Here is a 20,901-nt window from a genome sequence, read left to right on the forward strand (position 1 = left end):
GTGGCACTGAACAACGGCGCGCTGATCGCCAATCGATACCGTCTGATCCGGCTCATCGCCACGGGCGGAATGGGACAGGTCTGGGAAGCGACGGACAACCGGCTCAACCGTCGTGTCGCGGTGAAGGTGCTGAAGTCCGAGTTCTCGTCCGACCCGGAGTTCGTCGAACGATTCCGCTTCGAGGCGCGCACCACCGCGCAGCTGAACCATTCCGGCATCGCCGGAATCTACGACTACGGCGAGGTCCGCGACGCCACCGGCGATTCCACCGCCTACCTGGTGATGGAACTCGTCAACGGTGAGCCGCTCAACGCCGTCCTCGCACGGGTGGGCCGCCTCGCGGTGCCGCACGCACTGGACATGCTCGAGCAGACCGGCCGGGCGCTGCAGGTGGCGCACGATGCCGGAGTCGTGCACCGCGACGTGAAACCGGGCAACATCCTGATCACCCCCACCGGCCAGGTGAAGATCACCGACTTCGGCATCGCGAAGGCCGTGGAGAACTCGCCGGTCACGCGCACCGGCATGGTGATGGGCACCGCGCAGTACATCGCCCCCGAGCAGGCGCTCGGGCAGGACGCGACCTCGGCGAGCGACGTGTACTCTCTCGGCATCGTCGGCTACGAGGCGCTGTCGGGACGTCGCCCGTTCGTCGGCGACGGCGCGATCACCGTCGCGATGAAGCACGTGCAGGAGGCACCGGCACCGTTGCCGAGCGACCTGCCGCCGAACATCCGCGAACTCATCGACATCACGATCACGAAGGATCCGAGCACCCGCTACGCCAGTGGCGGAGAGTTCGCCGACGCGGTCGCGGCGGTCCGGGCAGGCAGGCGTCCCCCGCCGCCCGGCATGTCGGGTACCGGGTCGGGGCGGGTGCTGCCCCCGCCGATGACCGGTGCAACCCAGATGATGCCGCCCTCGCAGACCGCGTACGCGGGACCGGTCATGGGGCAGGTGCCACCGGACGACTCGAACGGTAACGGCAAGAAGGGCGGGCTGACCAGCGGCCAGAAGGCCGTGGCCTGGGGTGCGGGTGGTCTGCTCGTGCTGGCGGCGATCATCGCGCTCGCGCTCGTCCTGTTCGACGGTGGTGACACGAAGGAACCGACGTCGCCGGCGATTACATCCTCGCTGAGGACGATCACGACGACACCGCGGCCGACGACCACCACCACGACCGAGGAACCGACGACCACCACCGAGCCGCCGTACACGACGACCACCACCCAGCCGTTCACGACGACCACCACCCAGCCGCCGACCACGACGACGACAGAGCCGACGACGACTACCACCACCACGACCACCACTGCACCCACGACGACGACCACGACGACCACGTCGGAGGAGTCAACTACTCCGACCCCACAAGGACTGCCATGACGACACCGCGCAACCTCTCCTCACGCTACGAGCTGGGTGAGATTCTCGGCTTCGGTGGCATGTCCGAGGTCCACCTCGCCCGCGACGTCCGGCTCAGCCGTGACGTCGCGATCAAGGTCCTGCGCGCCGACCTCGCCCGCGACCCCACGTTCTACCTCCGGTTCCGCCGCGAGGCGCAGAACGCCGCGGCGCTGAATCATCCGGCGATCGTGGCCGTCTACGACACCGGCGAGGCGGAAACCGACGCGGGACCGCTGCCGTACATCGTGATGGAGTACGTCGACGGCGACACGTTGCGGGACATCGTGCGCAGCGAGGGCCCGATGGCGCCCCGCCGCGCGATGGAGGTCATCTCCGACGTGTGCGCGGCGCTCGACTTCAGCCACCGCAACGGCATCGTCCACCGCGACGTGAAGCCCGCCAACGTGATGATCAACCGTGCCGGCGCGGTGAAGGTGATGGACTTCGGCATCGCGCGAGCGATCTCCGACGCGTCCAGCCCCATGACGCAGACCGCTGCCGTCATCGGCACCGCCCAGTACCTGTCGCCCGAGCAGGCCCGCGGCGAGCAGGTCGACGCCCGCTCGGACGTGTACTCGCTCGGGTGCGTGCTGTTCGAGATCCTCACCGGAGAACCCCCGTTCAAGGGTGACTCCCCGGTCGCGGTCGCGTACCAGCACGTGCGGGAGGACCCGCAGACACCGTCCGTGGTCAACCCGGACATTCCGCGTGAGCTCGACTCGGTGATCCTCAAGGCGATGAGCAAGAACCCCGCCAACCGCTACCAGACCGCCGCGGACATGCGCAGCGACCTGGTCCGGGTGCTCGGCGGGCAACGCCCCAGCGCGCCGATGGTGATGAGCGACGAGGACCGCACCACGATCCTCGGTGCCGTCGACTCCGGCGCGGGGAACTACCGGCGTCCGCAGTCACCCACCCCGGCCACCGCGTCGAAGACGGACGGCGGCGAGCCCGACAAGAAGAAGAACCCGATGCGGGTGGCGTTGATGGCGCTGGGCGCCCTCATCGTCGTCGGCATCGTCGGCGCGTTCCTCTGGTCCGTGGGACCGGGTTCGAAGGCCGATCAGGTGACCATGCCGGACGTCACGAACCAGGCCGCGGACGACGCCGAGACGACACTGCAGAACCTCGGTTTCCGCGTCGCCCGGCAGCAGAAACCGGACGCCGTCGTGGCGACCGGCAACGTCATCACCACCCGGCCCGTCGGCGGGGTGCAGGTGGACGAGGGCAGCACGATCACCCTCGAGGTGTCGTCGGGCCCCGAACAGGTGAAGGTCCCGCGGCTCGCCGGCCTCACCCAGCAGGAAGCGCAGCAGGAGCTGAACGCGGTGGGTCTGCGACTCGACACCGCCGTCGCCCGCGCACCGTCGGACGTGTCCGACATCGACAAGGTGATCGAGCAGAACCCGTCCTCGGGGGCGAGCATCTCCCTCGATTCCGAGGTCGCCGTCACGCTGGGCACCGGGCCGGAGCAGATCCGCATTCCCGACGTGACCGGCCAGAAGGTCGAGGTCGCGCAGGCGAACATCGAGGGCGCCGGCTTCAAGGTGCAGATCCAGAATATCGATTCCGGTGTGCCGAAGGGACAGGTCGTCTCCACCGACCCCGTCGGCGGCTCCACCGCCGCCAAGGGCGACACGATCCAGATCCGGGTGTCGAACGGCAACAACATCGAGATGCCGGACCTGACGGGCAAGACGGTGTCGCAGGCGCTCGCCGAGCTGCGCAGCGCCGGCTGGAGCGGGTCGTCGAGTTCGATCAATCAGACGCAGACGTCCACCCTGGACCCGGAGATGGTCGGCAAGATCATCAGCCAGGAACAGCCGCCGGGATCGGAGATCACCAAGAACGGTGTCGTCTCGGTCGGTGTCGGCGCGCTGGGCATCCCGCGGTAGGCGGCTCCGCCGCCTGTGAGTGGTTGAGGAGTCTCAGGACTCGTCGACCACTCACAGGCGCTACGCGCCCAGCGCTTGCGCGACCTCGGTCTCGAGGGTGGCGACGAGGGATTCCTTCGGGGCTTCGCCGCAGACCGTGAGCCAGTTGGCGAGCATGCGGTGCCCGCCCTCCGTGAGCACGGACTCCGGGTGGAACTGGACGCCGTGGATCGGCAGTTCCCGGTGCCGCATCGCCATGACGATGCCGCTGTCGGTGTGGGCGGTGACCTCGAGTTCGTCCGGGATGGTGTCTTCCAGGACGGTCAGAGAGTGGTAGCGCGTGGCCGTGAAGGGGTCGGGCAGACCGGCGAGAACGCCCTCACCGGTGTGGTGGACGACGCTGGTCTTGCCGTGCAGGAGTTCGGGTGCCCGGTCGACGGTGGCGCCGAACGCGGCCCCGATAGCCTGGTGTCCGAGGCACACCCCGAGAAGCGGTGTCTCGGCCGCGGCGCATGCCGCGACCAGGTCCATCGTCGCGCCTGCCCGCTGCGGTGTGCCGGGGCCGGGGCTCAGCAGAATGCCGTCGAACTCGGCCGCTGCCGCCGCGACGGCGTCGGGCCCGGTGAGGTTCGGATCGTCGTTGCGCCAGACCACGGCCCGTGTTCCCAGCTGTCCGAGGTACTGGACCAGGTTGAACACGAAGCTGTCGTAGTTGTCGACGACGAGAATCCTCATGGAAGCAGGGTATTCTGCCCGCCTCGTGCTCTGCACGGCCGGGGACCGTTCAGGTCAGTGCCCCGCGTAACCGGGCACGGTGAGTTGGCCGGACGCCGCCTCCGAATAGCCGAGGCCGAACCGCGACGCGTACTGCTTGAACACCCGGATTCCGGGCTCGTTCGCGAGCGCCGCCTCCAGTCGCGCGGGGTCCCCGATCGCCGACATCACATACGGCGGGCTATAGGTGCGGCCGTGCAGCAACAGAGTGTTGCCGATGCAGCGCGGCGCCGACGTGTTCACGATCCGCTGGTCCTGCATGCTGATCGCCTCGGCGCCACCCACCCACAGCGCGTTCAGCACGCTCTGGACGTCCTGCTGGTGGACGACGAGATCGTCCGGCGACGCGTCGACGGGGTACTTGCCGTCCGCGTCGCGGGGGGCGTCGGTGAGCGTGACGGTGACTCCGGGCCCGGTCATCGGGGTGAGTCCGGCGTCCGTGGCGAGTGCCTTGGTGTCGGTGAGCGCCTGCGCGACGCCACTGTCGGAGGCCGCGGCCTCCTGCTGCAACGATTCGACTTGCGCCGCCAGCTGGTCGCGGGTGTCGGCCACCTGATCGGTCTCGGACTGTGCGTTGCGCACGAGGTCGGACAGTCGGGTGGAATCGCCGGCGCGGATTTCGTTGCCGTGCGACACCTGACGGGTGGTGGCCACCAGCAGACCGGCCACGAGACACACCACCAGCACCGCGATCCGCCAGAAGATCGACCTGGTCACCGGTGTTTCCGTCCCCTCGTCCTCGCCGCGCGAATCGCGGCTACGTTAGCGTGTACACACGCAGGTATTTCCGAATCTACCTGCCCACATTCCCGTAGAGCCGCACGAACGAGGACGTCATGCCGAAGTCGAAGGTCCGAAAGAAGACCGATTACACGATCAATCCTGCGAGCCGCACCCCGGTGAAGGTGAAGGCCGGCCCCTCGAGCACCCTGTACGTCTCGGTGATGCTCGGGTTCATGCTGGTCGGGCTGGTGTGGCTGCTCGTCTACTACCTGGCCGCCGACCAGCTCGAGTGGATGAACAACCTGGGTGCCTACAACTTCCTCATCGGATTCGGTTTCATGGTGGTCGGTCTGATCATGACGATGCGCTGGCGTTGACGATCACAATTACACCGATGTCATTCATCCCCAATGTGGACAACCCCTGTGGATAGCCGCAGGTCGAGTGCTGATGTCTGCTGACGAGGCGCCGTTGGAGTGGTCGACGCCCCTCGGCGCGGTGATCGCGCTCGCTGCGGGCGGAGTCGCTTTGGGGGTCGCGGGACTTGCCGTGTCGACCGAGCCGGCGGGCCGTGTTCTCGTGTGCGTCGCCGCCCTCGGGCTGCTGCTGACCGCCGCGTCGGCTCTCCGGCAACGCCCGCGTCTCGCCGTCGACAAGGAGGGCGGCGGGATCGTGGTGAACCGGCTGAGAGGCCGCCACGGGTATGCCCGCTCGGAGATCGACCGCGCGCGGCTCGTGCGCTATCCCCGGCTGGGTCGCCGGGTGCCGATGCTCGAGATCGACGTTCGCACCGAGGACGGCACCGAACGCCTCCTGATTTTCGGCCGCTGGGATCTCGGCACCAATCCGGAGGACGTGTTCGATGCCCTCGCGGTGCATCGTCTGGTGGGCCGGGGTCAGTAGCCGAAGCTCGCGCGGAGCTGCAGGGTGCGGACCGCGATGACGGCCAGTGGCACCAGCACCACGACGCCGAGGCAGATCCAGCCGACGGTGATTGCCTTCTCCCGGTTGTTCCCGGCACCCAGCAGCTGGGGTCCGTAGAGGATTCCCGCGGTGGCCGCGGCTCCGGCGACCAGGCCGCCGAGATGTCCCCACAGTGAGATGCCGGGGATCGTGATGCTGATGATCACGTTGACGGCGATCACCGAGATCACCGGTGCGGGGCTGCGTCGCAGCCGCAGGAGGATGACGGCCTGAGCGCCCATCAGTCCGAAGACGGCGCCCGACGCACCCGCGGTGACCGCGCCGAGCTGGAAAAGCATCACTGCGGCGGAACCGCCGAGCAGGGACACGAAGTACACGCAGGCGTAGCGGGCACGCCCGAGCACCAGTTCGGTGTCGCGGCCGATCACCCACAACGCGAACATGTTGACGGCCAGGTGAATGATGCCGAAGTGGAGGAATCCGCTGCCGAGCACGCGGACGATCTGCCCGTCCACGACAGCGGGTGGGAACAGCGCCCAGTCCGCGAAGAGCTTCGATCCCGCCTGGTTCTGCATGATGCTGCGGGACTGCGCCGCGGTGATCAGGAAGATGCCGACGTTCACGGCCATCAGGATGTACGTCACGAGCGGCACCGCACGCTGCGTGGTCACGGCGCCGGCGACGTTGCGAACCTGACGGACATCACGCTGCCCGGCGGCCACACAGTCGACACACTGGTAGCCGACGGCTGCTTCGCGCAGGCATTCGGGGCACGCGGGACGACCGCACCGATTGCACGACAGTGCAGTGGGACGATCGGGGTGGCGGACGCACCGCGGCTGGGGCGGAGTGCCCTCGTTCGCGGCACCGCCCCAGCCGGGGTTGGTCATGTGCTGCGAATCCCTACGCGATGGTGACGCTGTTGATCACGACCGGCTCGAGCGGACGGTCCGCGCGATCCGTGGCGGTGGTCGAGATGGCGTCGACGACCTTCTTCGACTCCTCGTCGACGACCTCACCGAAGATGGTGTGGCGACGGTTGAGGTGCGGCGTCGGGCCGGTGGTGATGAAGAACTGCGAACCGTTGGTTCCCGGGCCTGCGTTCGCCATGGCCAGGATGTACGCGCGGTCGAACTGCAGTTCCGGGTGGAACTCGTCGCCGAACTTGTAGCCCGGGCCACCGGCGCCGGTACCCGTGGGGTCGCCGCCCTGGATCATGAATCCGTCGATGACGCGGTGGAAGACGGCGCCGTCGTAGAACGGTCCGGAGTCGGTGCCACCGGCGTTGGCGGTGCTGTAGTCCTTCGAACCGTCGGCCAGGCCGACGAAGTTCTCGACGGTCTTGGGCGCGTGGTTGCCGAACAGCGCGATCTTGATGTCGCCGCGGTTGGTGTGCAGCGTTGCGGTTGCGGTCTGATGAGGTGAAGTCACACCACCATGTTGCCATTGTGGGGTTCCGTGTGGTTCCGCCGCGGTGACTCGAGTACTTCGGATCGGTTCGTGCTCCCGGTTCTTGTGACAAAGTGGGGACATGACACGAGCGACGGAGTCCCTCACGAATCTGCTTCCGACCGAACGCGCCGAGACCCTGCAGGAGCAGGTCTCCGAACGAGTCGAGACCGCTCTGGCCCACGTCGAGGATTCGGCTTCCCGCGTCAAGGAATCCGAGGCTGTCGATCAGGCGCGGCGCTACGCACGCTCGGCGGCACTCGCCACGGCTCGCGGCGCCGGCCAGCTCAGTCTGTTCCTCGGCCGTCAGGGGGCCTCGCTGGCCAAGAAGGGCTACGAACGCGCCCGGACCGTGCCGGTGAAGAAGGTCGCCCAGGATGTCGTTCGTCCCTTGACCTCGGCCGTGGCGCCGGTCGAGGAGAAGAAGTCGCGGAAGGGCCGTCGCGTCGCGATCGTCGTCCTCGTGGGTGCCGCTGTGGCCGGGGGCGCGGTGTTCTTCAAGAGCCGCCGCCGCGAGCAGCCGCGGGTCGCGTCCGCTCCCCCGAACCTGCGCGACCTCGACAGCGCGAACACGCAGGAACCCACGCCGCCCACGGCGACGAAGCCCCTCACCGCAACTGACCCGTCACTCCCGGGCCAGTAGGGCGCGCGCTCGCTCGGTGTCGCCCGGCGTCCAGCCGGGCGACTGAACGATCGGAAGGCACGGCCTCCGGCATCAGCGAATCCTTTCGTTTCACGGCTTGTACCAGGGGTATCCCGCAGGCAGATGCGCACCAGCGCGAGGATCCGTTCCGAGGAGCAGACATGACCGCCAGACGTATCGTCCACCGCATCGCCGCCGTCACGTTTCCGATCGCCGCCACCGCGGCTGTGCTGACGGCCGGCCCCGCCGGCGCCGATCCACCCCACCCCTTCGGCGGACCGGCTCTGACCATCGGATGTCCGAACCAGGGCAGCCTGATGTCGTTGACGGCGCTCACCGGACAGTCCGGGCCGGAGGCGTCACCGCCCATCGCCGACGGCGACATCCGCTTCGAGTCACGCCCCGCCGCACCACCGATCCCGGCAGCCGCGCAGGTCACCGTGGCCTGGGTCAACACCGACAGCGGACGGTCGGGGATCGTGAACCTCGGCGGTGTCTACCCCTTCCTGTCCGCGACGGTGAACACCGGCGTCGGGAACGTGGTGGCGACGGCGTTCGGATCGATCAATTTCGGCAGCAGCCCGATCTGCCAGGCGAACCCGGCCATCGGCACGTTCATTGCGTGAGTTCGGCGGCGTTGCAGCCGAACCGGCGCCGATAGTCGGCCGGTGCGACGCCGACCACCCGGTTGAAATGGTGACGCAGGAGCGCACCGGACCCGAATCCGCTGCGTCTCGAGATCGCCTCGAGACCGAGGTCGGTGCCCTCGAGTAGCTGCTGCGCGTAGAGGACCCGCTGCGTCGTCAGCCACTTCACGGGGGTGGTGCCCGTCTCGGCCGCGAACTTGCGTGCGAAGGTTCGCGTCGACATGGACGAGCGGGCGGCGAGCTCGTCGACCGTGTGCGGCAGCTCGAGATTTTCGCTCATCCACGCCATGGTCTCGCTCAGGCTGTCCGACGTGCACGCGACCACCGGCTGCTCGATGAACTGCCGCTGTCCCCCGTCGCGTTGCGGCGGCACGACCATCCTGCGGGCGATCGTGTTGGCGACGGTGGAACCGAGCTCCCGGCGTACCACGTGCAGGCAGGCGTCGATGCCGGCCGCGGTACCCGCACTGGTGACGAGGTTGCCCTCGTCGACGAACAGGACGTCGGGGTCGACGGTCGCCGTCGGGAACCGGGTGGCAAGTTCGTCGACGTACTCCCAGTGGGTGGTGCACTTGCGCCCGTCCAGCAGTCCCGCCTCGCCGAGCAGGAATACGCCCGAGCACAGGCTGAGGACGATGGCACCGGCATTCGCGGCCGCACGCACCGCGTCGAGCGCCTCCACCGGGAAGTCGGACTGCGCCCCCGGCGGCGGGACGACGACGAGATCTGCGTCGCGCAGGGAGTCCAGCCCGTAGTCGGCGGACAGCGTCAGTCCCGGCGTGATCGACGCGAGCGGTTCGCCGGGACGGATCCCGCAGATCCGGAAGTCGAACGGCGGAACCCCGTGTTCGGTGCGGTCGATTCCGAACACTTCACAGACCACCCCGAACTCGAACATCGAGACACGATCGAGGAGGAGCGTCGCGACCTTGGAGATCATGACCCCAGTCTAAGTGGCGACATCTTGTCGGACCATGTCGAAACGGCCAGTCATTCGCGGACTGGCCCACAGATCGACACGAGCGCACGCGCCAGCGTGGCCTGATGCAGCGGGTCGAGGCGTTGTTCGGCCGCCACCGCGACCGTGGCGTCGACGAGAGCGGGCACGCAACCCGGACCGGCGAGCACGGCCTCCTGTTCGCGCAGTTGCAGGAGTATGTCCGAGTTCTGGCGGTCGATCACCGGACGGACCTGCGTCAGGTCGGGCCGGACCGTCGGCGCCGCACCCGGCGCAACGCTCCACCAGGCGAAGAGGGCCCGCTGCACCTCCTTGTTGGCCTCGATCTGGTCGCGGAAGATCTGCTGAACCCGCGCCGCACTCAGGCCCTCGTCGTCCGCCTGCGAGCCGACCGCACCCAGGACCTGCGCCTCGCGCGCGGGATCGTCGATCGGTGACGGGGTGCCCCACTTGGCTGCCGCCACCGCGTCGGCCGTGGCGAGGCGCAGCGAGACCGCCCGGGCGATCGGTTCCAGCGGTCGGGTCTGCGCGCTCGCGGGCGCGGTACCGCCTGCCGTCAGCATCCCGAGCATCACCGCGGCGACGGCCGCGCGGCGGGCGAGTGCTGGCCGGACCGTGGTCATGGTGCGAGTGTAGGGCCGGTCAGTCGTCCAGCCCGGCGACTCCGCGTTTCCAGTAGCCGGTGAACAGCGAATCCATCCGGTCCCGACTCCACGCGCGCAGAGGCTTGATGTCATTCGCCTCGCCGGCCGCGAACAGGAAGGAGCGGCCGTCGGGCAGATCGAGCGACTGCACCGTCGACGCCAGGACGGACTCGCTGCCGTCGCGAACGAGCCACGTCACGTCCACGTTCTCGCGCACGGCCAGCGGGTAGCCGTGCTCGACGTCGTCGTCGGTCTCGATCACGACGTGCGCCGAGACGTCCGCCGGGGACTCGTCGAGCCACCGCGCGACCGCCGGAAGAGCGGTGGAATCGACCGCGAAGACGTAGTGGTCGAAGTTGTGGGCGAATGCCTTCGCGCCGGGCGGTCCGGCGATGGTCACCTCGTCGCCGATCGCGACCGTCGTCGCCCAGGAGGACGCGAGCCCACCTTCGTGCAGCACGAAGTCGAGGTCGAGTTCGCCGGCGTCGGCGTCGTAGCGGCGGACGGTGTACTTCCGCGTGGTGGGGAGCGGTCGCGGCCAGTCGAGCATCATCGCGTCGTTCACCACCGGGACACGGCGGGTGCCGTCCGGATCGGGGAACACGACCTTGACGTGATCGTCGGCCTGATAGGTGTGGAAGCCGTCGAGTCCGGGGCCTCCGATCGTCAGACGCACCATGCGGGGTGTGACGTACTCGCGTGCGCGGACCGTGACCGTGCGGACTCCGATCGGGTAACCGATTCGTGCGGTTCCCTCACCGGTCCGGTGGTGGGATGCGACGCGGCTGCGCGGGTCGAGGCGGTCACGGGCTCCGGGATCGAGTGCAGTCATGAAGTAAGGGTAACCTCACCCAACTCCGGTCCGCACAGCAGCGTGCCCCGAACTCTTCCGAATCCGGGGCACGCTGCTTCTGTATTTGTACTTGTGGAGCCTAGGAGATTCGAACTCCTGACATCTGCCTTGCAAAGGCAGCGCTCTACCAACTGAGCTAAGGCCCCGTTACCTCGTGCCACACCTCGTTGCCGCGGAGCAACTTGGACAATCCGATCGCCACCAGCACTCCGGCTCCCACAAACAGGAGGACCTTCATGCGAATGACCTTTCACCGGCACCAGGAGTGGGCCTAGGAGGACTTGAACCTCCGACCTCTTCGTTATCAGCGAAGCGCTCTAACCGCCTGAGCTATAGGCCCCTGAAGTCTGGAAACTCATCTCGCGCAGTTCCCTGAACCGAGTCGGAAGATTACCCCACCGGACCGGCAACTACCAAAACCGGTCCGGCGAGACGCTCTTTTCCCAGCTCAGCCCTCGTCGTTTTCCGCGTTCAGTCCCGGTCGGCGAGCGTCACTTCGACGCCCCCGACGAGGTCGGAACACAGGTTGTAGATGAAGGCTCCGATCGTCGCCAATGCGGTGAACAACACCATGTTCGCGAGACCGATGACGGCGGCGTATCCGAAGACCTGCCCGGCCGTCACGAGCCCGTCAGAGCTCGACTCCGCGACGATATCCGTGAACGCGTTGTTCAGCCGGTCCCACACGCCCATCCCGTCCAGGACGACGTACAGCAGACCGACGGCCACCATCCACACGAAGAACAGCGACACCGAAATGACGGACGAGATCTTCAGCGTCGACCACGGATCGATCTTGCGGACCTGCACCGTCGCCCGGAGAGCCTCGCCCTCCTCGACCCGCTGCGGGGCCACGGCGATCTTCGGCTGCTGACCCGTGGCCGCCGCCCCGGGCAAGGGGTGCTTGGCCTCGGACAGGTCCGGCATGTCCTTGGGGAGCACGTCCCGGTTGATGTGCCGGGTGGGTCCGTCGATCGCGGACGCCTTGGCCTTCGCGGCCTCCCGCTGAGTCACGGCACCGGCCGCGGCTGCACCGGACACCGCACCGACCGCCGCCGTGGCAGCGGTCGAGGACGGTGTGCGATCGGGCCCCTGCTTGGGCGCGGGCTGACCCTTCGCCGGCGCCGACGGGTTCTGTGCGGGCGCCTTCTGGGTGGGCACCGCTTGGGTGGCAGCACCCGCGTTCTGCGCGCCCTGAGGTCGTTGACCCTGCGCCTGGGGCTGCTGCGTCTTCTGGGTCGGCGTGGTCTGCGCCTTCTGGACGTCCTGGCCGCCGGGAGCCTTCGCTGCCGCGGCACCCGCCGCAGCCGCTGTTGCCGAGCCGTTGGCCGGGTTCGGCTGACCCTCCGGGCGCGAGGCCTGCTTGGCACCGGCCCCGCCCTGCACGGGACGCTTCAGGTTGGTCTGCGGCTCACGCTGCATTCCCCGCTGCCACGGCGGAGCCTGATTTCCCCGGATGGACTCGGTGGGGGCACCGCCCGTGGGAGCCCGGTTGCCGGACGCCTGCTGCGGCGGGCCCTGATGCCCGGGAGCCTGCTGATTCGGAGCGTGACCCTGCTGCGACGGCGGCACGGGCCTGCCCTGCGGGGTCTGCGTGCGCGGACCCTGATGCTGGGGCGTCGACGGCGACCGGGCCGGATCGGCCGGAACCTGCCGATCCGGTCGCCCGTCGGGAGCACCACCCGGCCGGGCAGCCGGCCCCGCCTGAGCGGGGCCACGACCGGCTGACGCCTGCGGCCCCTGCGGCGCGGAACCCTGCTGCGGGTTCGGTCGCGCCGACCCGTTCTGGGGAGTGCGGGAGGCCTGCTGCTCGGATGGCGCCTGATTGGCGGAACCCGGGTTCTGCCGGTCACTGCCTGGCTGGTTGGGAGTGCTCACTAGGACTCCTTAGCTCCTTTGCCGCTGCTCTCGGCGTTGTCGTCGGGTTCGTCCGGTTCGTCGGCATTGCGCGCGATCGCGAGCAGGGTGTCGCCTTCCCCGAGGTTCATCAAACGAACCCCCTTGGTCTGCCGACCGGCCTTGCGGACCTGCTTGGCGGCGGTGCGGATGACGCCACCGCCCGACGTGATCGCGTAGAGCTCGTCGTCGTCGTTCACGATGAGCGCTCCGACCAGGGTGCCACGTTTCCGGTCGTACTGGATCGTGAGTACACCCTTTCCGCCGCGTCCCTGGACCGGGTAGTCCTCCATGCCGGTGCGCTTCGAGTAGCCACCCGACGTCGCCACCAGCAGATAGGTGCCTTCGCGCACCACGTTCAGCGACAGCAGTTCGTCGTCGCCGTTGAATCGCATGCCCTGGACACCGGACGTGGCGCGGCCCATCGGACGCAGCGCCTCGTCGGTGGCGGAGAAGCGGATCGACTGTCCCTGCGCGGAGACGAGCAGCAGGTCGTCGTCGGAGGAGCAGAGGACCGCGCCGACCAGTTCGTCCTCGCCGCGCAGGTTGATGGCCACGATGCCGCCGCTGCGGTTCGAGTCGAAGTCGGTGAGCTTGGACTTCTTCACCAGACCGTTGCGGGTGGCGAGAACCAGGTAGGGGGCGTCCTCGTACGTCTTGATCTGGATGACGCTCTGGATGCGCTCGTCGGGCTGGAACGCGAGCAGGTTGGCCACGTGCTGTCCGCGAGCCGTGCGGCTCGCCTCCGGCAGCTCGTATGCCTTGGCCCGGTACACGCGGCCCTTCGTGGTGAAGAACAGCAGCCAGTCGTGCGTGGAGCTGACGAAGAAGTGCGAGACGATGTCGTCCTGCTTCAGCCCGGCACCCTGCACACCCTTGCCGCCGCGCTTCTGCGAGCGGTACAGGTCGGTCTTGGTGCGCTTGGCGTAGCCGGTCTCGGTGATCGTGACGACGACGTCCTCGCGGGCGATCAGATCCTCGTCGGCCACGTCACCGTCGGCCGCGATGATGCGGGTCCGGCGGTCGTCGCCGTGCTTGTCGACGATCTCCTTGAGCTCGTCGCGGACGATCCGACGCTGACGCTCGGGCTTCTCGAGGATGTCCTTGAGGTCGGCGATCTCCCGCTCGATCTCGGCGAGTTCGTCGATGATCTTCTGACGCTCGAGGGCGGCGAGGCGACGCAGCTGCATCGCGAGGATCGCGTCGGCCTGGATCTCGTCGACGGTGAGCAGCTCGATCAGGCCGGCCCGCGCGATGTCGACGGTCTGCGACGCCCGGATCAGCGCGATGACCTCGTCGAGGGCGTCGAGCGCCTTCACCAGTCCGCGCAGGATGTGAGCGCGTTCCTCGGCCTTGCGGAGCAGGTACTCGGTGCGCCTGCGGATGACCTCGACCTGGTGGGCTACGTAGAGCCGGATCATCTGGTCGAGCCGCAGGGTGCGCGGCACGCCGTCGACGATGGACAGCATGTTGCAGCCGAAGCTGGTCTGCAGCTGGGTGTGCTTGTACAGGTTGTTGAGCACGACCTTCGCGACCGCGTCACGCTTGACGGTGACGACGATGCGCATACCCGCGCGGTCCGAGGACTCGTCGTGGATGTCGGAGATGCCGGCGATCTTCGCGTCGCGCACCTGCTCGGCGATCGACGTGATCAGGTTGTCCGGGTTCACCTGGTACGGCAGTTCGGTGATGACGATCGTGGTGCGTCCCTTGGCGTCCTCCTCGATCTCCACCACACCGCGCATGCGGACCGAACCGCGTCCGGTGGTGTAGGCGTCGTGGATGCCCTGGCCGCCGACTATCAGGCCGTGCGTCGGGAAGTCGGGTCCCTTCACGCGTTCCATGACCGCGGTGAGGGTGGATTCCTCGTCGGCTTCCCAGTTCTCGAGCGCCCAGTAGATGGCCTCGGCGACCTCACGCAGGTTGTGCGGCGGGATGTTGGTGGCCATACCGACGGCGATGCCGCCGGAACCATTGATCAACAGGTTGGGGATACGGCTGGGGAGAACTGACGGTTCCTGTGTACGACCGTCGTAGTTCGGGGTGAAATCGACCGTCTCGTGGTCGATCTCACGCAGCATTTCCATGGCCAGCGGAGTGAGGCGGCACTCGGTGTATCGCATCGCGGCGGCGCCGTCGTTGCCGCGGGAACCGAAGTTGCCCTGGCCGTCGACGAGCGGGTACCGCAGCGACCACGGCTGGGCCATGCGGACGAGCGTGTCGTAGATCGAGGCGTCGCCGTGGGGGTGGTAGTTACCCATCGTCTCGGCGACCGGTCGCGCAGACTTCACATAACCGCGATCGGGCCGGTAACCGTTGTCGTACATCGCGTACAGAACGCGGCGGTGCACCGGCTTGAGGCCGTCTCGCACGTCGGGCAGCGCACGACCCACGATCACGCTCATCGCGTAATCGATGTAGCTGCTCTGCATCTCCTGCTGAATGTCGACGGGCTCGATGCGGTCGTGCCCCGGTCCCTCCGGCGGCAACGTTGTGTCAGTCATGAGCTCCTTCTTCTACTCGGCTTGACGTCTCCTCGCGGACTCGCGGTCCTGCACGACGTCGCGCAACCACCCGAGTCTATAGGTGCAGGTCAGCTGTGAGGGTGAAGGACTCGGGTGCACTCGTGAATCGGTGCCGCAGGAGTCGTCCGATCTACTGGAGTTCGAGCTCCCGGCCCTGGGTTTCGGCGGCGAGGGATTCGGCGGCGAGCATGTCGGCCTCGAGTTCGAGCTCGGCGGCGACGCGGTCGGGCGCCATCAGCAGGGCGGTGATCGGGATCGTGACCACGAGCATGCCCAGCACGAAGACGGGGAACAGGATCGAGAACACCTCGAGTCCGTCCGGGCGCGCCACGGCCTGGTCGACGGTGACGCTCAGCCCGAACACGCCGGTGTAGTGCATGGCCACCAGTCCGGCCGCCACGACCACCGACGCCACGAGTCGCAGCGTGCGGGATTCGAGGGCCGAGATCGACCACATGATTCCGGCGCCGACGACCAGGCCGATCACGGCCGACGCTGCCGTCAGCAGGATGTCGGATTCCACCGAACCCTGGATCTCGAGGGAGGCGACGATCGCGAGGTCCATTCCGGTGAGGCCGACGCCGAGGAGCACCGCACCGCCGGCGAGGCGGCCGATCTCCACCGACGCGCTCGGCCGCCGGTGTTTCGTCGGCGGCGGGCTGATGATCAGCAACGCCACCGCGGCGGCCGCGACGGGCACCACGAAAGAAACCGCGATCCACAGGACGTCGTAGCGCACCACGCTGCCGTAGACCTCGAACCCGACCATCGCGATGTAGTGCGGCAGCCAGGCGCCGATGCCGCCGATGGACAGCGCACCCCAGGCCAGCCAGAGGTACCGTTGCCTCGGGTTCGGCGCGGTCACCGCTTTGCGGGCGCTGGCGATCCCGACGAAGACGCCGATGAACGCCGTGACCGCGGCGAGTGCGACGATCCACGTGCCCATGGAGAAGTGCTGCAAGTCGTCCGACATGTTTCGAATCCTCAGTACGCGGCAGTGTGGAGCTTGGTCAGTGCGTATTCGGTGATCGCGACCAGGGCGCGTTTCGCCGATTCCCGGTCACGCGCGTCGATCGGGATGATCGGCACGTCCTCGGAGATCGCGAGCGCCGCACGGATGTCCTCGATCGGGTACCGCGGGGCGTCGTCGAATTCGTTGATCGCGACGAGGAACGGCAGTTGCCGGGCCTCGAAGAAGTCGACGGCCGCGAAACTCTCGTCCAGCCGGCGGGTGTCGATCAGGACGATCGCACCGATCGCACCGCGGATCAGGTCGTCCCACATGAACCAGAACCGGTGCTGACCGGGGGTACCGAACAGGTACAGCACCAGGTCGTCGGCCAGGCTGATGCGACCGAAGTCCATGGCGACGGTGGTCGTGCCCTTCTGCGGTGTCGCAGCCAGGTTGTCGACGCCGTCGCTGGCGTTGGTCACGAGCGCCTCGGTGCGCAGCGGGACGATCTCGGAGACAGCCCCGACCAGCGTGGTCTTGCCGACGCCGAACCCGCCGGCGATCACGATCTTGGTCGAGGTCACCCGATTGCGGGGATCAGATTTCGCGAAGTCCACTGAGGACCCTTTCGATGAGTTCACGACGTTCGGAGTCGGTCGAGTCTTCCTTCAGGGTGGCCAGGATCTGCAGATGACCGGCCTCGACCAGGTCGGCGACCAGGACGCGTGCCACTCCGAGGGGTACGCCCACCCGGGCGGCGATCTCGGCGACCGAAGGCGACTGCTGACACAACGCGACGATCGCGGCGTTGACGTCGTCGAGTTCCCACTGCCGGTCCACCGACTGCGGCAGTGCCTGAATCAACGCTTCGAGCGCGAGCTCGACCGCAGGCCGGGTCCGGCCCGACGTCAGCGAGTACGGGCGCACGATGTTCGGGCCCGGCTGCTCCGAGTGGTGGTCGTTCATGGGCATGGGCTGGTCAGAGACCCTGCGGGGTGCGGGCCGTGGCCTGCACCGATGCGCCGACGCGGTCGACCAGGATCGCCATCTCGTAGCCGACCTGTCCGATGTCGCACTCGGCGTCCGTGAGGGTCGCGAGGTGCGAGCCGTCGCCGACGCTCATGAGCAGCAGGTACCCGTGCTGCATCTCGACCACCGACTGCAGCACTCCGCCGCCTTCGAACAACCGGGACACACCGGCGGACAGGCTGGCCAGCCCCGAGGTGACCGCGGCCAGCTGCTCGGCCCGGTCGATCGGGAGATGGGCGCTGGCTGCCATCAGGAGACCGTCCGCGGACACGAGCACGGCGTGCGAGACACCGGGCACGTCACTGGCGAAGTTCGACACCAACCAGTCGAGCGGTCGCGTGACGTCGGATCCATGAGCGGTGTTCATCGGTCTCCTTCAATGCTGTTACGTTCCGCGAGCCTCGTGGCCCTGCCGTTTCGGACGCCCTGCTGGTGACGACTGAGATTGGCGCGAATTGTCTCAGGGTCACGCACCCGGCGCAGTGTCCCCGTATTGTGCGCGCCTTCGACCGTGCCGGGAACCAGCCGGTCGCCGGGACGCCGCTTCGGCAGTCCGATCTCCGGGTCGACCTCGACGGGAGTCTCGCTGATCCGTTCGGCGGCGGACCATCCGGCGTCGCCGGCGGAATGCCAGACGCCGGGTGCGCCTTCGGCGCCGGTCGGATCGGTCAGCCAGTCGGACACCATGTCGGAGAAGATCGGGGTGCCGCCGCCGGGCCGGGGTGTGGCCTCGGCCGATGGCGGATCGATCCGCGACTGGAAGAACGACGCGGTCTTCGCCGAGTTGGTGCGGTAGCGGTGCCGGACCGGTGCCTGATCGTCGCCGTTCGACGACGGGGGCGCCGGCTGTTCCGCGGTCCGCGCCTCGATGCGGTTCTCGCTACGTGGTGCCTGCGGTGCGTGCTGCGGCTGCGATTCCGCCGGTGCCGTCTCCGGGGTCGCCGCCTGCGGCCGCCGCACGGGCAGCTTCGGCATCGCCCCGGTTCCGCGGACGTTGACGGTGTCCTGGGACTGCGCGGCCGGGGCACCGGCCGACGATCCCGCGCCGGCCGCGATGCCACTGGCACCGGGCTGACGTCGGGGCAGGCTCGTGCCCGACGCCGTCGTCACCGCGCTCGCGGGTGCCGGGGTCGGCGCGGACGGGGGCGTGGACGGCGTGCGGGTCGGCAGTCCGTTGCGGGTTGCCGGCTGCTGTCCGTTGTCCTTGCCCTGTGCCGGGGGTGCCGGAATGGCGGTCCGGACCGGCGCCGCGGGAATCCTCCGCTGCGGTCCGGTGTCCTGCCGGGCCGCCTGCGACACGATCAGCGCATTCGGGATGTGGATGCTCACGGTCACACCCGGGTTGCGGGCGGTGTCGAACGTCGACCGCAGGCGCACGGTCAGGCCGTGACGCTTCGCGAGCCGGCTCACGACGAACAGACCCATGTGACGGGCGGTCTCGGGACCGACCTCACCACCCGACGCCAGACGCTCGTTGACGGCGCGCATGTCGTCGGCCGGGATACCGATACCGCGGTCCGCGATCTCGAGCAGCACCCCGCCGTCCACGGCGCGGGCGAAGCTGAACGTCACCACCGTGTCGGGCGGCGAGGCGCGCAGCGAGTTGTCGACGAGTTCGGCGAGCAGGTGCACGACGTCCGTGACGACGGTGCCGCTGAGCGCGCCTTCGGGGGTCGCACCCATCTGCACACGCTGGTAGTCCTCGACCTCGGAGATCGCGGCACGCAGCACGTCGCCGAGCGGGATCGGCGCAGCCTGCGAACGACGCACGCGGGTGCCGGCCAGAATCAGCAGGTTCTCACCGTTTCGGCGCATACGTGCGGCCAGGTGGTCGAGCCGGAACAGACTCTCGAGTCGCTTCGGATCCTTCTCCTCGAACTCGAGATTCTCGATCAGGCCGAGCTGCTGGTCGACGAGCGACTTGCTTCGGCGCGCGAGGGTTTCGAACATGTCGTTGATCTGCAGGCGCAGTTGCGCCTGCTCACCGGCGAGCTTGAGTGCCTGCCCGTGGATGTCGTCGACGGCGCGGGCGAGCTGGCCGATCTCCTCGGAGGAGTGCACGGCCACCGGCTCGAACGACAGTGCCCGTGGATCGTCGCTGGCCTTGATCTGCTCGATCGCCTCAGGAAGGTCGCGGCGGGCGGCCTTCAGCGCGCCGTACCGCAGGCGGCGGATCGGACCGATGAGCGACCGCGACACGAGGAGCGCGAGGACGAGGGCGGCGAGCAGGGTGCCGAGGACGATCGCCGTGTCACGCAGCGCGGCGGACCGGGTCTCGGCCGCGCGGACCTGCACGGTGGACGCGATGTCCTTCGCCGCCTCGCTGGTCAGCTCCTGGTAGACGTCACGGCTCGCGATGAGCGAGGAGCGCAGCTGCAGGATGGGCAGCATCCCGCCGCGCGCCGCGTCCGCGAGGCCCTGGTCGATGAGGGCGTTGCGGTCGTTGATGTTGTTTCGCAGCGTCTCGAGACGGGCATCCCCCTTGGGGTAGTACCGGTCGAGGACGTCGAGGAGGCTCGATTCGGCACCGGCGGCCGCGACGACGGCCGACGTGGGAATGTCGCCCGTGCGGGCCTTCTCCCGTCCGTCGGGACCGGCGTAGACGTCCTTCACGATCACGAGGCCCATGGCCTGTTCGAACAGACGACGCTGCGCCTGCCACGCGTTGGTCAGCTGGTAGCCCTTGTCGACGACTTCGCTGTCTTCGATGGGACGGACGATGTCGTCCACTTCGCGGATGAAGTCCGCGGCGAACGCGCGCTGGCGTTCCGCGAGCAGGTCGGTGGCGACGCCCGGGGAATCCATGAGATTCAGGAGCGCGCGACCGTCCGAGACGGTCTGGTTGATCGAACTCGCGACAGCGGGATCCAGCTCGGGGTTCCGGGCCTGCTCGGACACGTCGTTCATCAGGGCTTCCGCGTCCTCGCGGTCCTGCTTGGTGAGGGTGCCCGAGGCGTAACCACTGGTCACGGTACCCATCGAGGCCTCGAGGGCCACGATGTCCGGGACGACGACGATCTGGTCGGCCGCCTCGGTGAAGTGGACGGCGTTACTCAGCTCACCCTGCACACGGAGTCCGCCGAGCACCATGGCGACGGTGACGGGAACTGCGAGAACCGCGGTGACCTTCCACCGCAGGCCCCAACCCTCGATATCCCAGAACTTTGCCCGGGGCGGCGAATCGTCGCTCATCCCACGCTTCCTTTCCAACCACTCATAGCTTGTCGCTCTGTGCTCGTGACCGCGCCTGCGGCAGGACAGTCGTCCCGGCCCGGACGACACGCGTCGACAGAGGAAAGTGATCGATCAGTTGCGCTGTGCGCAGCGCTGCCCGACGCACCGATTTCCGAATGTAACGAGTTCATCACATCCCCATGGGGAACGTTCTTACCACAGAAATTCCCCGATCCTTACTTCCAAGTAACATGCGCACCACCGATCCCAGACGTTGCCGTCGCGGGGGGATCAGCGGACCAGGCTACACAGAATCGCGGTTCACAGTCGAGGACGGATTTCCGCGTCACCCGGTCCCGCAACCGGCCCAGACGGGTGCAGCCACCGGGGTCTTCCGACCGCCGGTGGCTGCACGATATCCGTAATCTC

Annotated in this window: 20 protein-coding genes and 2 tRNA genes; 6 read left to right on the forward strand and 16 right to left on the reverse strand. The window is 68.1% G+C overall.

The annotated features are described in order from the left end of the window. A complete protein-coding gene (locus tag CJ177_RS21580; protein ID WP_095868547.1) occupies nucleotides 1-1,386 on the forward strand; it encodes a protein kinase in 1,386 nt (461 codons plus the stop codon). After that, nucleotides 1,383-3,302, forward strand: coding sequence for a Stk1 family PASTA domain-containing Ser/Thr kinase (pknB, locus tag CJ177_RS21585; protein ID WP_005249079.1), 1,920 nt, complete (start codon nucleotides 1,383-1,385; stop codon nucleotides 3,300-3,302). The genes CJ177_RS21580 and pknB overlap by 4 nt, the downstream gene beginning before the upstream one ends. A 60-nt stretch (nucleotides 3,303-3,362) precedes the next feature. Here pknB and CJ177_RS21590 read toward each other — a convergent pair whose 3' ends face one another. Together CJ177_RS21590 and CJ177_RS21595 are read right to left on the reverse strand one after the other, a co-directional pair. Further along, nucleotides 3,363-4,016 carry an aminodeoxychorismate/anthranilate synthase component II gene (locus tag CJ177_RS21590; RefSeq protein ID WP_095868548.1) on the reverse strand — a complete coding sequence of 218 codons (654 nt, stop codon included), beginning with the start codon at nucleotides 4,014-4,016 and terminating at the stop codon, nucleotides 3,363-3,365. Nucleotides 4,017-4,070: 54 nt separating this feature from the next. Then, nucleotides 4,071-4,772 (reverse strand): DUF881 domain-containing protein, encoded by a 702-nt coding sequence (locus CJ177_RS21595; protein WP_061701400.1) that lies wholly within the window; start codon nucleotides 4,770-4,772, stop codon nucleotides 4,071-4,073. 119 nt (nucleotides 4,773-4,891) lie between these two features. Between CJ177_RS21595 and crgA the strand changes: the two genes are divergently transcribed. Next, nucleotides 4,892-5,155: a cell division protein CrgA gene (gene crgA / locus CJ177_RS21600; RefSeq protein ID WP_005249082.1), complete on the forward strand. Its 264-nt coding sequence runs from the start codon at nucleotides 4,892-4,894 to the stop codon at nucleotides 5,153-5,155. A gap of 67 nt (nucleotides 5,156-5,222) precedes the next feature. After that, nucleotides 5,223-5,681 carry a PH domain-containing protein gene (locus tag CJ177_RS21605; protein WP_005249083.1) on the forward strand — a complete coding sequence of 153 codons (459 nt, stop codon included), beginning with the start codon at nucleotides 5,223-5,225 and terminating at the stop codon, nucleotides 5,679-5,681. On the opposite strand, the gene CJ177_RS21610 is transcribed toward CJ177_RS21605, so the two are convergent. Together CJ177_RS21610 and CJ177_RS21615 are read right to left on the reverse strand one after the other, a co-directional pair. Further along, nucleotides 5,675-6,592, reverse strand: a complete 918-nt coding sequence (locus CJ177_RS21610) for a rhomboid family intramembrane serine protease (RefSeq protein WP_005249084.1) — start codon at nucleotides 6,590-6,592, stop codon at nucleotides 5,675-5,677. The two genes, CJ177_RS21605 and CJ177_RS21610, sit on opposite strands and share 7 nt — an antisense overlap. A gap of 13 nt (nucleotides 6,593-6,605) precedes the next feature. After that, nucleotides 6,606-7,133, reverse strand: a complete 528-nt coding sequence (locus CJ177_RS21615; protein ID WP_025431550.1) for a peptidylprolyl isomerase — start codon at nucleotides 7,131-7,133, stop codon at nucleotides 6,606-6,608. A 100-nt stretch (nucleotides 7,134-7,233) separates the two neighbouring features. Between CJ177_RS21615 and CJ177_RS21620 the strand changes: the two genes are divergently transcribed. After that, nucleotides 7,234-7,794, forward strand: coding sequence for a hypothetical protein (locus tag CJ177_RS21620; RefSeq protein WP_095868549.1), 561 nt, complete (start codon nucleotides 7,234-7,236; stop codon nucleotides 7,792-7,794). Nucleotides 7,795-7,955: 161 nt separating this feature from the next. Next, nucleotides 7,956-8,420, forward strand: a complete 465-nt coding sequence (locus CJ177_RS21625) for a hypothetical protein (protein WP_005249087.1) — start codon at nucleotides 7,956-7,958, stop codon at nucleotides 8,418-8,420. Here the strand turns inward: CJ177_RS21625 and CJ177_RS21630 are convergent. The 12 genes from CJ177_RS21630 to CJ177_RS21685 all read right to left on the reverse strand — a co-directional run bounded on the left by CJ177_RS21630 (nucleotide 8,410) and on the right by CJ177_RS21685 (nucleotide 20,490). Beyond that, entirely contained in the window at nucleotides 8,410-9,381 is a 972-nt protein-coding gene (locus CJ177_RS21630) for a helix-turn-helix domain-containing protein (protein ID WP_005249088.1), read from the reverse strand. The genes CJ177_RS21625 and CJ177_RS21630 overlap by 11 nt on opposite strands. A gap of 50 nt (nucleotides 9,382-9,431) precedes the next feature. Beyond that, on the reverse strand, nucleotides 9,432-10,022 hold the full coding sequence (locus tag CJ177_RS21635; RefSeq protein WP_005249089.1) for a chorismate mutase: 591 nt from the start codon (nucleotides 10,020-10,022) through the stop codon (nucleotides 9,432-9,434). A gap of 19 nt (nucleotides 10,023-10,041) precedes the next feature. After that, complete coding sequence (locus tag CJ177_RS21640; protein WP_005249090.1) at nucleotides 10,042-10,875, reverse strand: siderophore-interacting protein; 834 nt, start codon at nucleotides 10,873-10,875, stop codon at nucleotides 10,042-10,044. A gap of 94 nt (nucleotides 10,876-10,969) precedes the next feature. Next, nucleotides 10,970-11,042 (reverse strand) — tRNA-Ala (locus CJ177_RS21645). Between the two features lie 120 nt (nucleotides 11,043-11,162). After that, nucleotides 11,163-11,236 (reverse strand) — tRNA-Ile (locus tag CJ177_RS21650). 131 nt (nucleotides 11,237-11,367) lie between these two features. Beyond that, nucleotides 11,368-12,774, reverse strand: a complete 1,407-nt coding sequence (locus CJ177_RS21655) for a DUF3566 domain-containing protein (protein WP_257014621.1) — start codon at nucleotides 12,772-12,774, stop codon at nucleotides 11,368-11,370. After that, nucleotides 12,774-15,296 (reverse strand): DNA gyrase subunit A, encoded by a 2,523-nt coding sequence (gene gyrA / locus CJ177_RS21660; RefSeq protein ID WP_005249092.1) that lies wholly within the window; start codon nucleotides 15,294-15,296, stop codon nucleotides 12,774-12,776. Before gyrA ends, CJ177_RS21655 begins: the two co-directional genes overlap by 1 nt. Nucleotides 15,297-15,447: 151 nt before the next feature. Then, nucleotides 15,448-16,290, reverse strand: a complete 843-nt coding sequence (locus CJ177_RS21665) for an MHYT domain-containing protein (protein ID WP_005249093.1) — start codon at nucleotides 16,288-16,290, stop codon at nucleotides 15,448-15,450. Nucleotides 16,291-16,301: 11 nt separating this feature from the next. Then, nucleotides 16,302-16,853 (reverse strand): ATP/GTP-binding protein, encoded by a 552-nt coding sequence (locus CJ177_RS21670; protein WP_005249094.1) that lies wholly within the window; start codon nucleotides 16,851-16,853, stop codon nucleotides 16,302-16,304. A gap of 13 nt (nucleotides 16,854-16,866) precedes the next feature. Then, nucleotides 16,867-17,241 carry a DUF742 domain-containing protein gene (locus tag CJ177_RS21675; RefSeq protein ID WP_005249095.1) on the reverse strand — a complete coding sequence of 125 codons (375 nt, stop codon included), beginning with the start codon at nucleotides 17,239-17,241 and terminating at the stop codon, nucleotides 16,867-16,869. A 7-nt stretch (nucleotides 17,242-17,248) separates the two neighbouring features. Then, the gene (locus CJ177_RS21680) at nucleotides 17,249-17,665 is read right to left on the reverse strand and encodes a roadblock/LC7 domain-containing protein (protein WP_005249096.1); all 417 of its coding nucleotides are present in this window, start codon (nucleotides 17,663-17,665) and stop codon (nucleotides 17,249-17,251) included. After that, nucleotides 17,662-20,490: a sensor histidine kinase gene (locus tag CJ177_RS21685; RefSeq protein ID WP_095868550.1), complete on the reverse strand. Its 2,829-nt coding sequence runs from the start codon at nucleotides 20,488-20,490 to the stop codon at nucleotides 17,662-17,664. Before CJ177_RS21685 ends, CJ177_RS21680 begins: the two co-directional genes overlap by 4 nt. Nucleotides 20,491-20,901 lie beyond the last annotated feature (411 nt).

Source organism: Rhodococcus sp. ACPA1 (assembly GCF_002300195.1).
GTDB classification, from domain to species: domain Bacteria; phylum Actinomycetota; class Actinomycetes; order Mycobacteriales; family Mycobacteriaceae; genus Rhodococcus_F; species Rhodococcus_F opacus.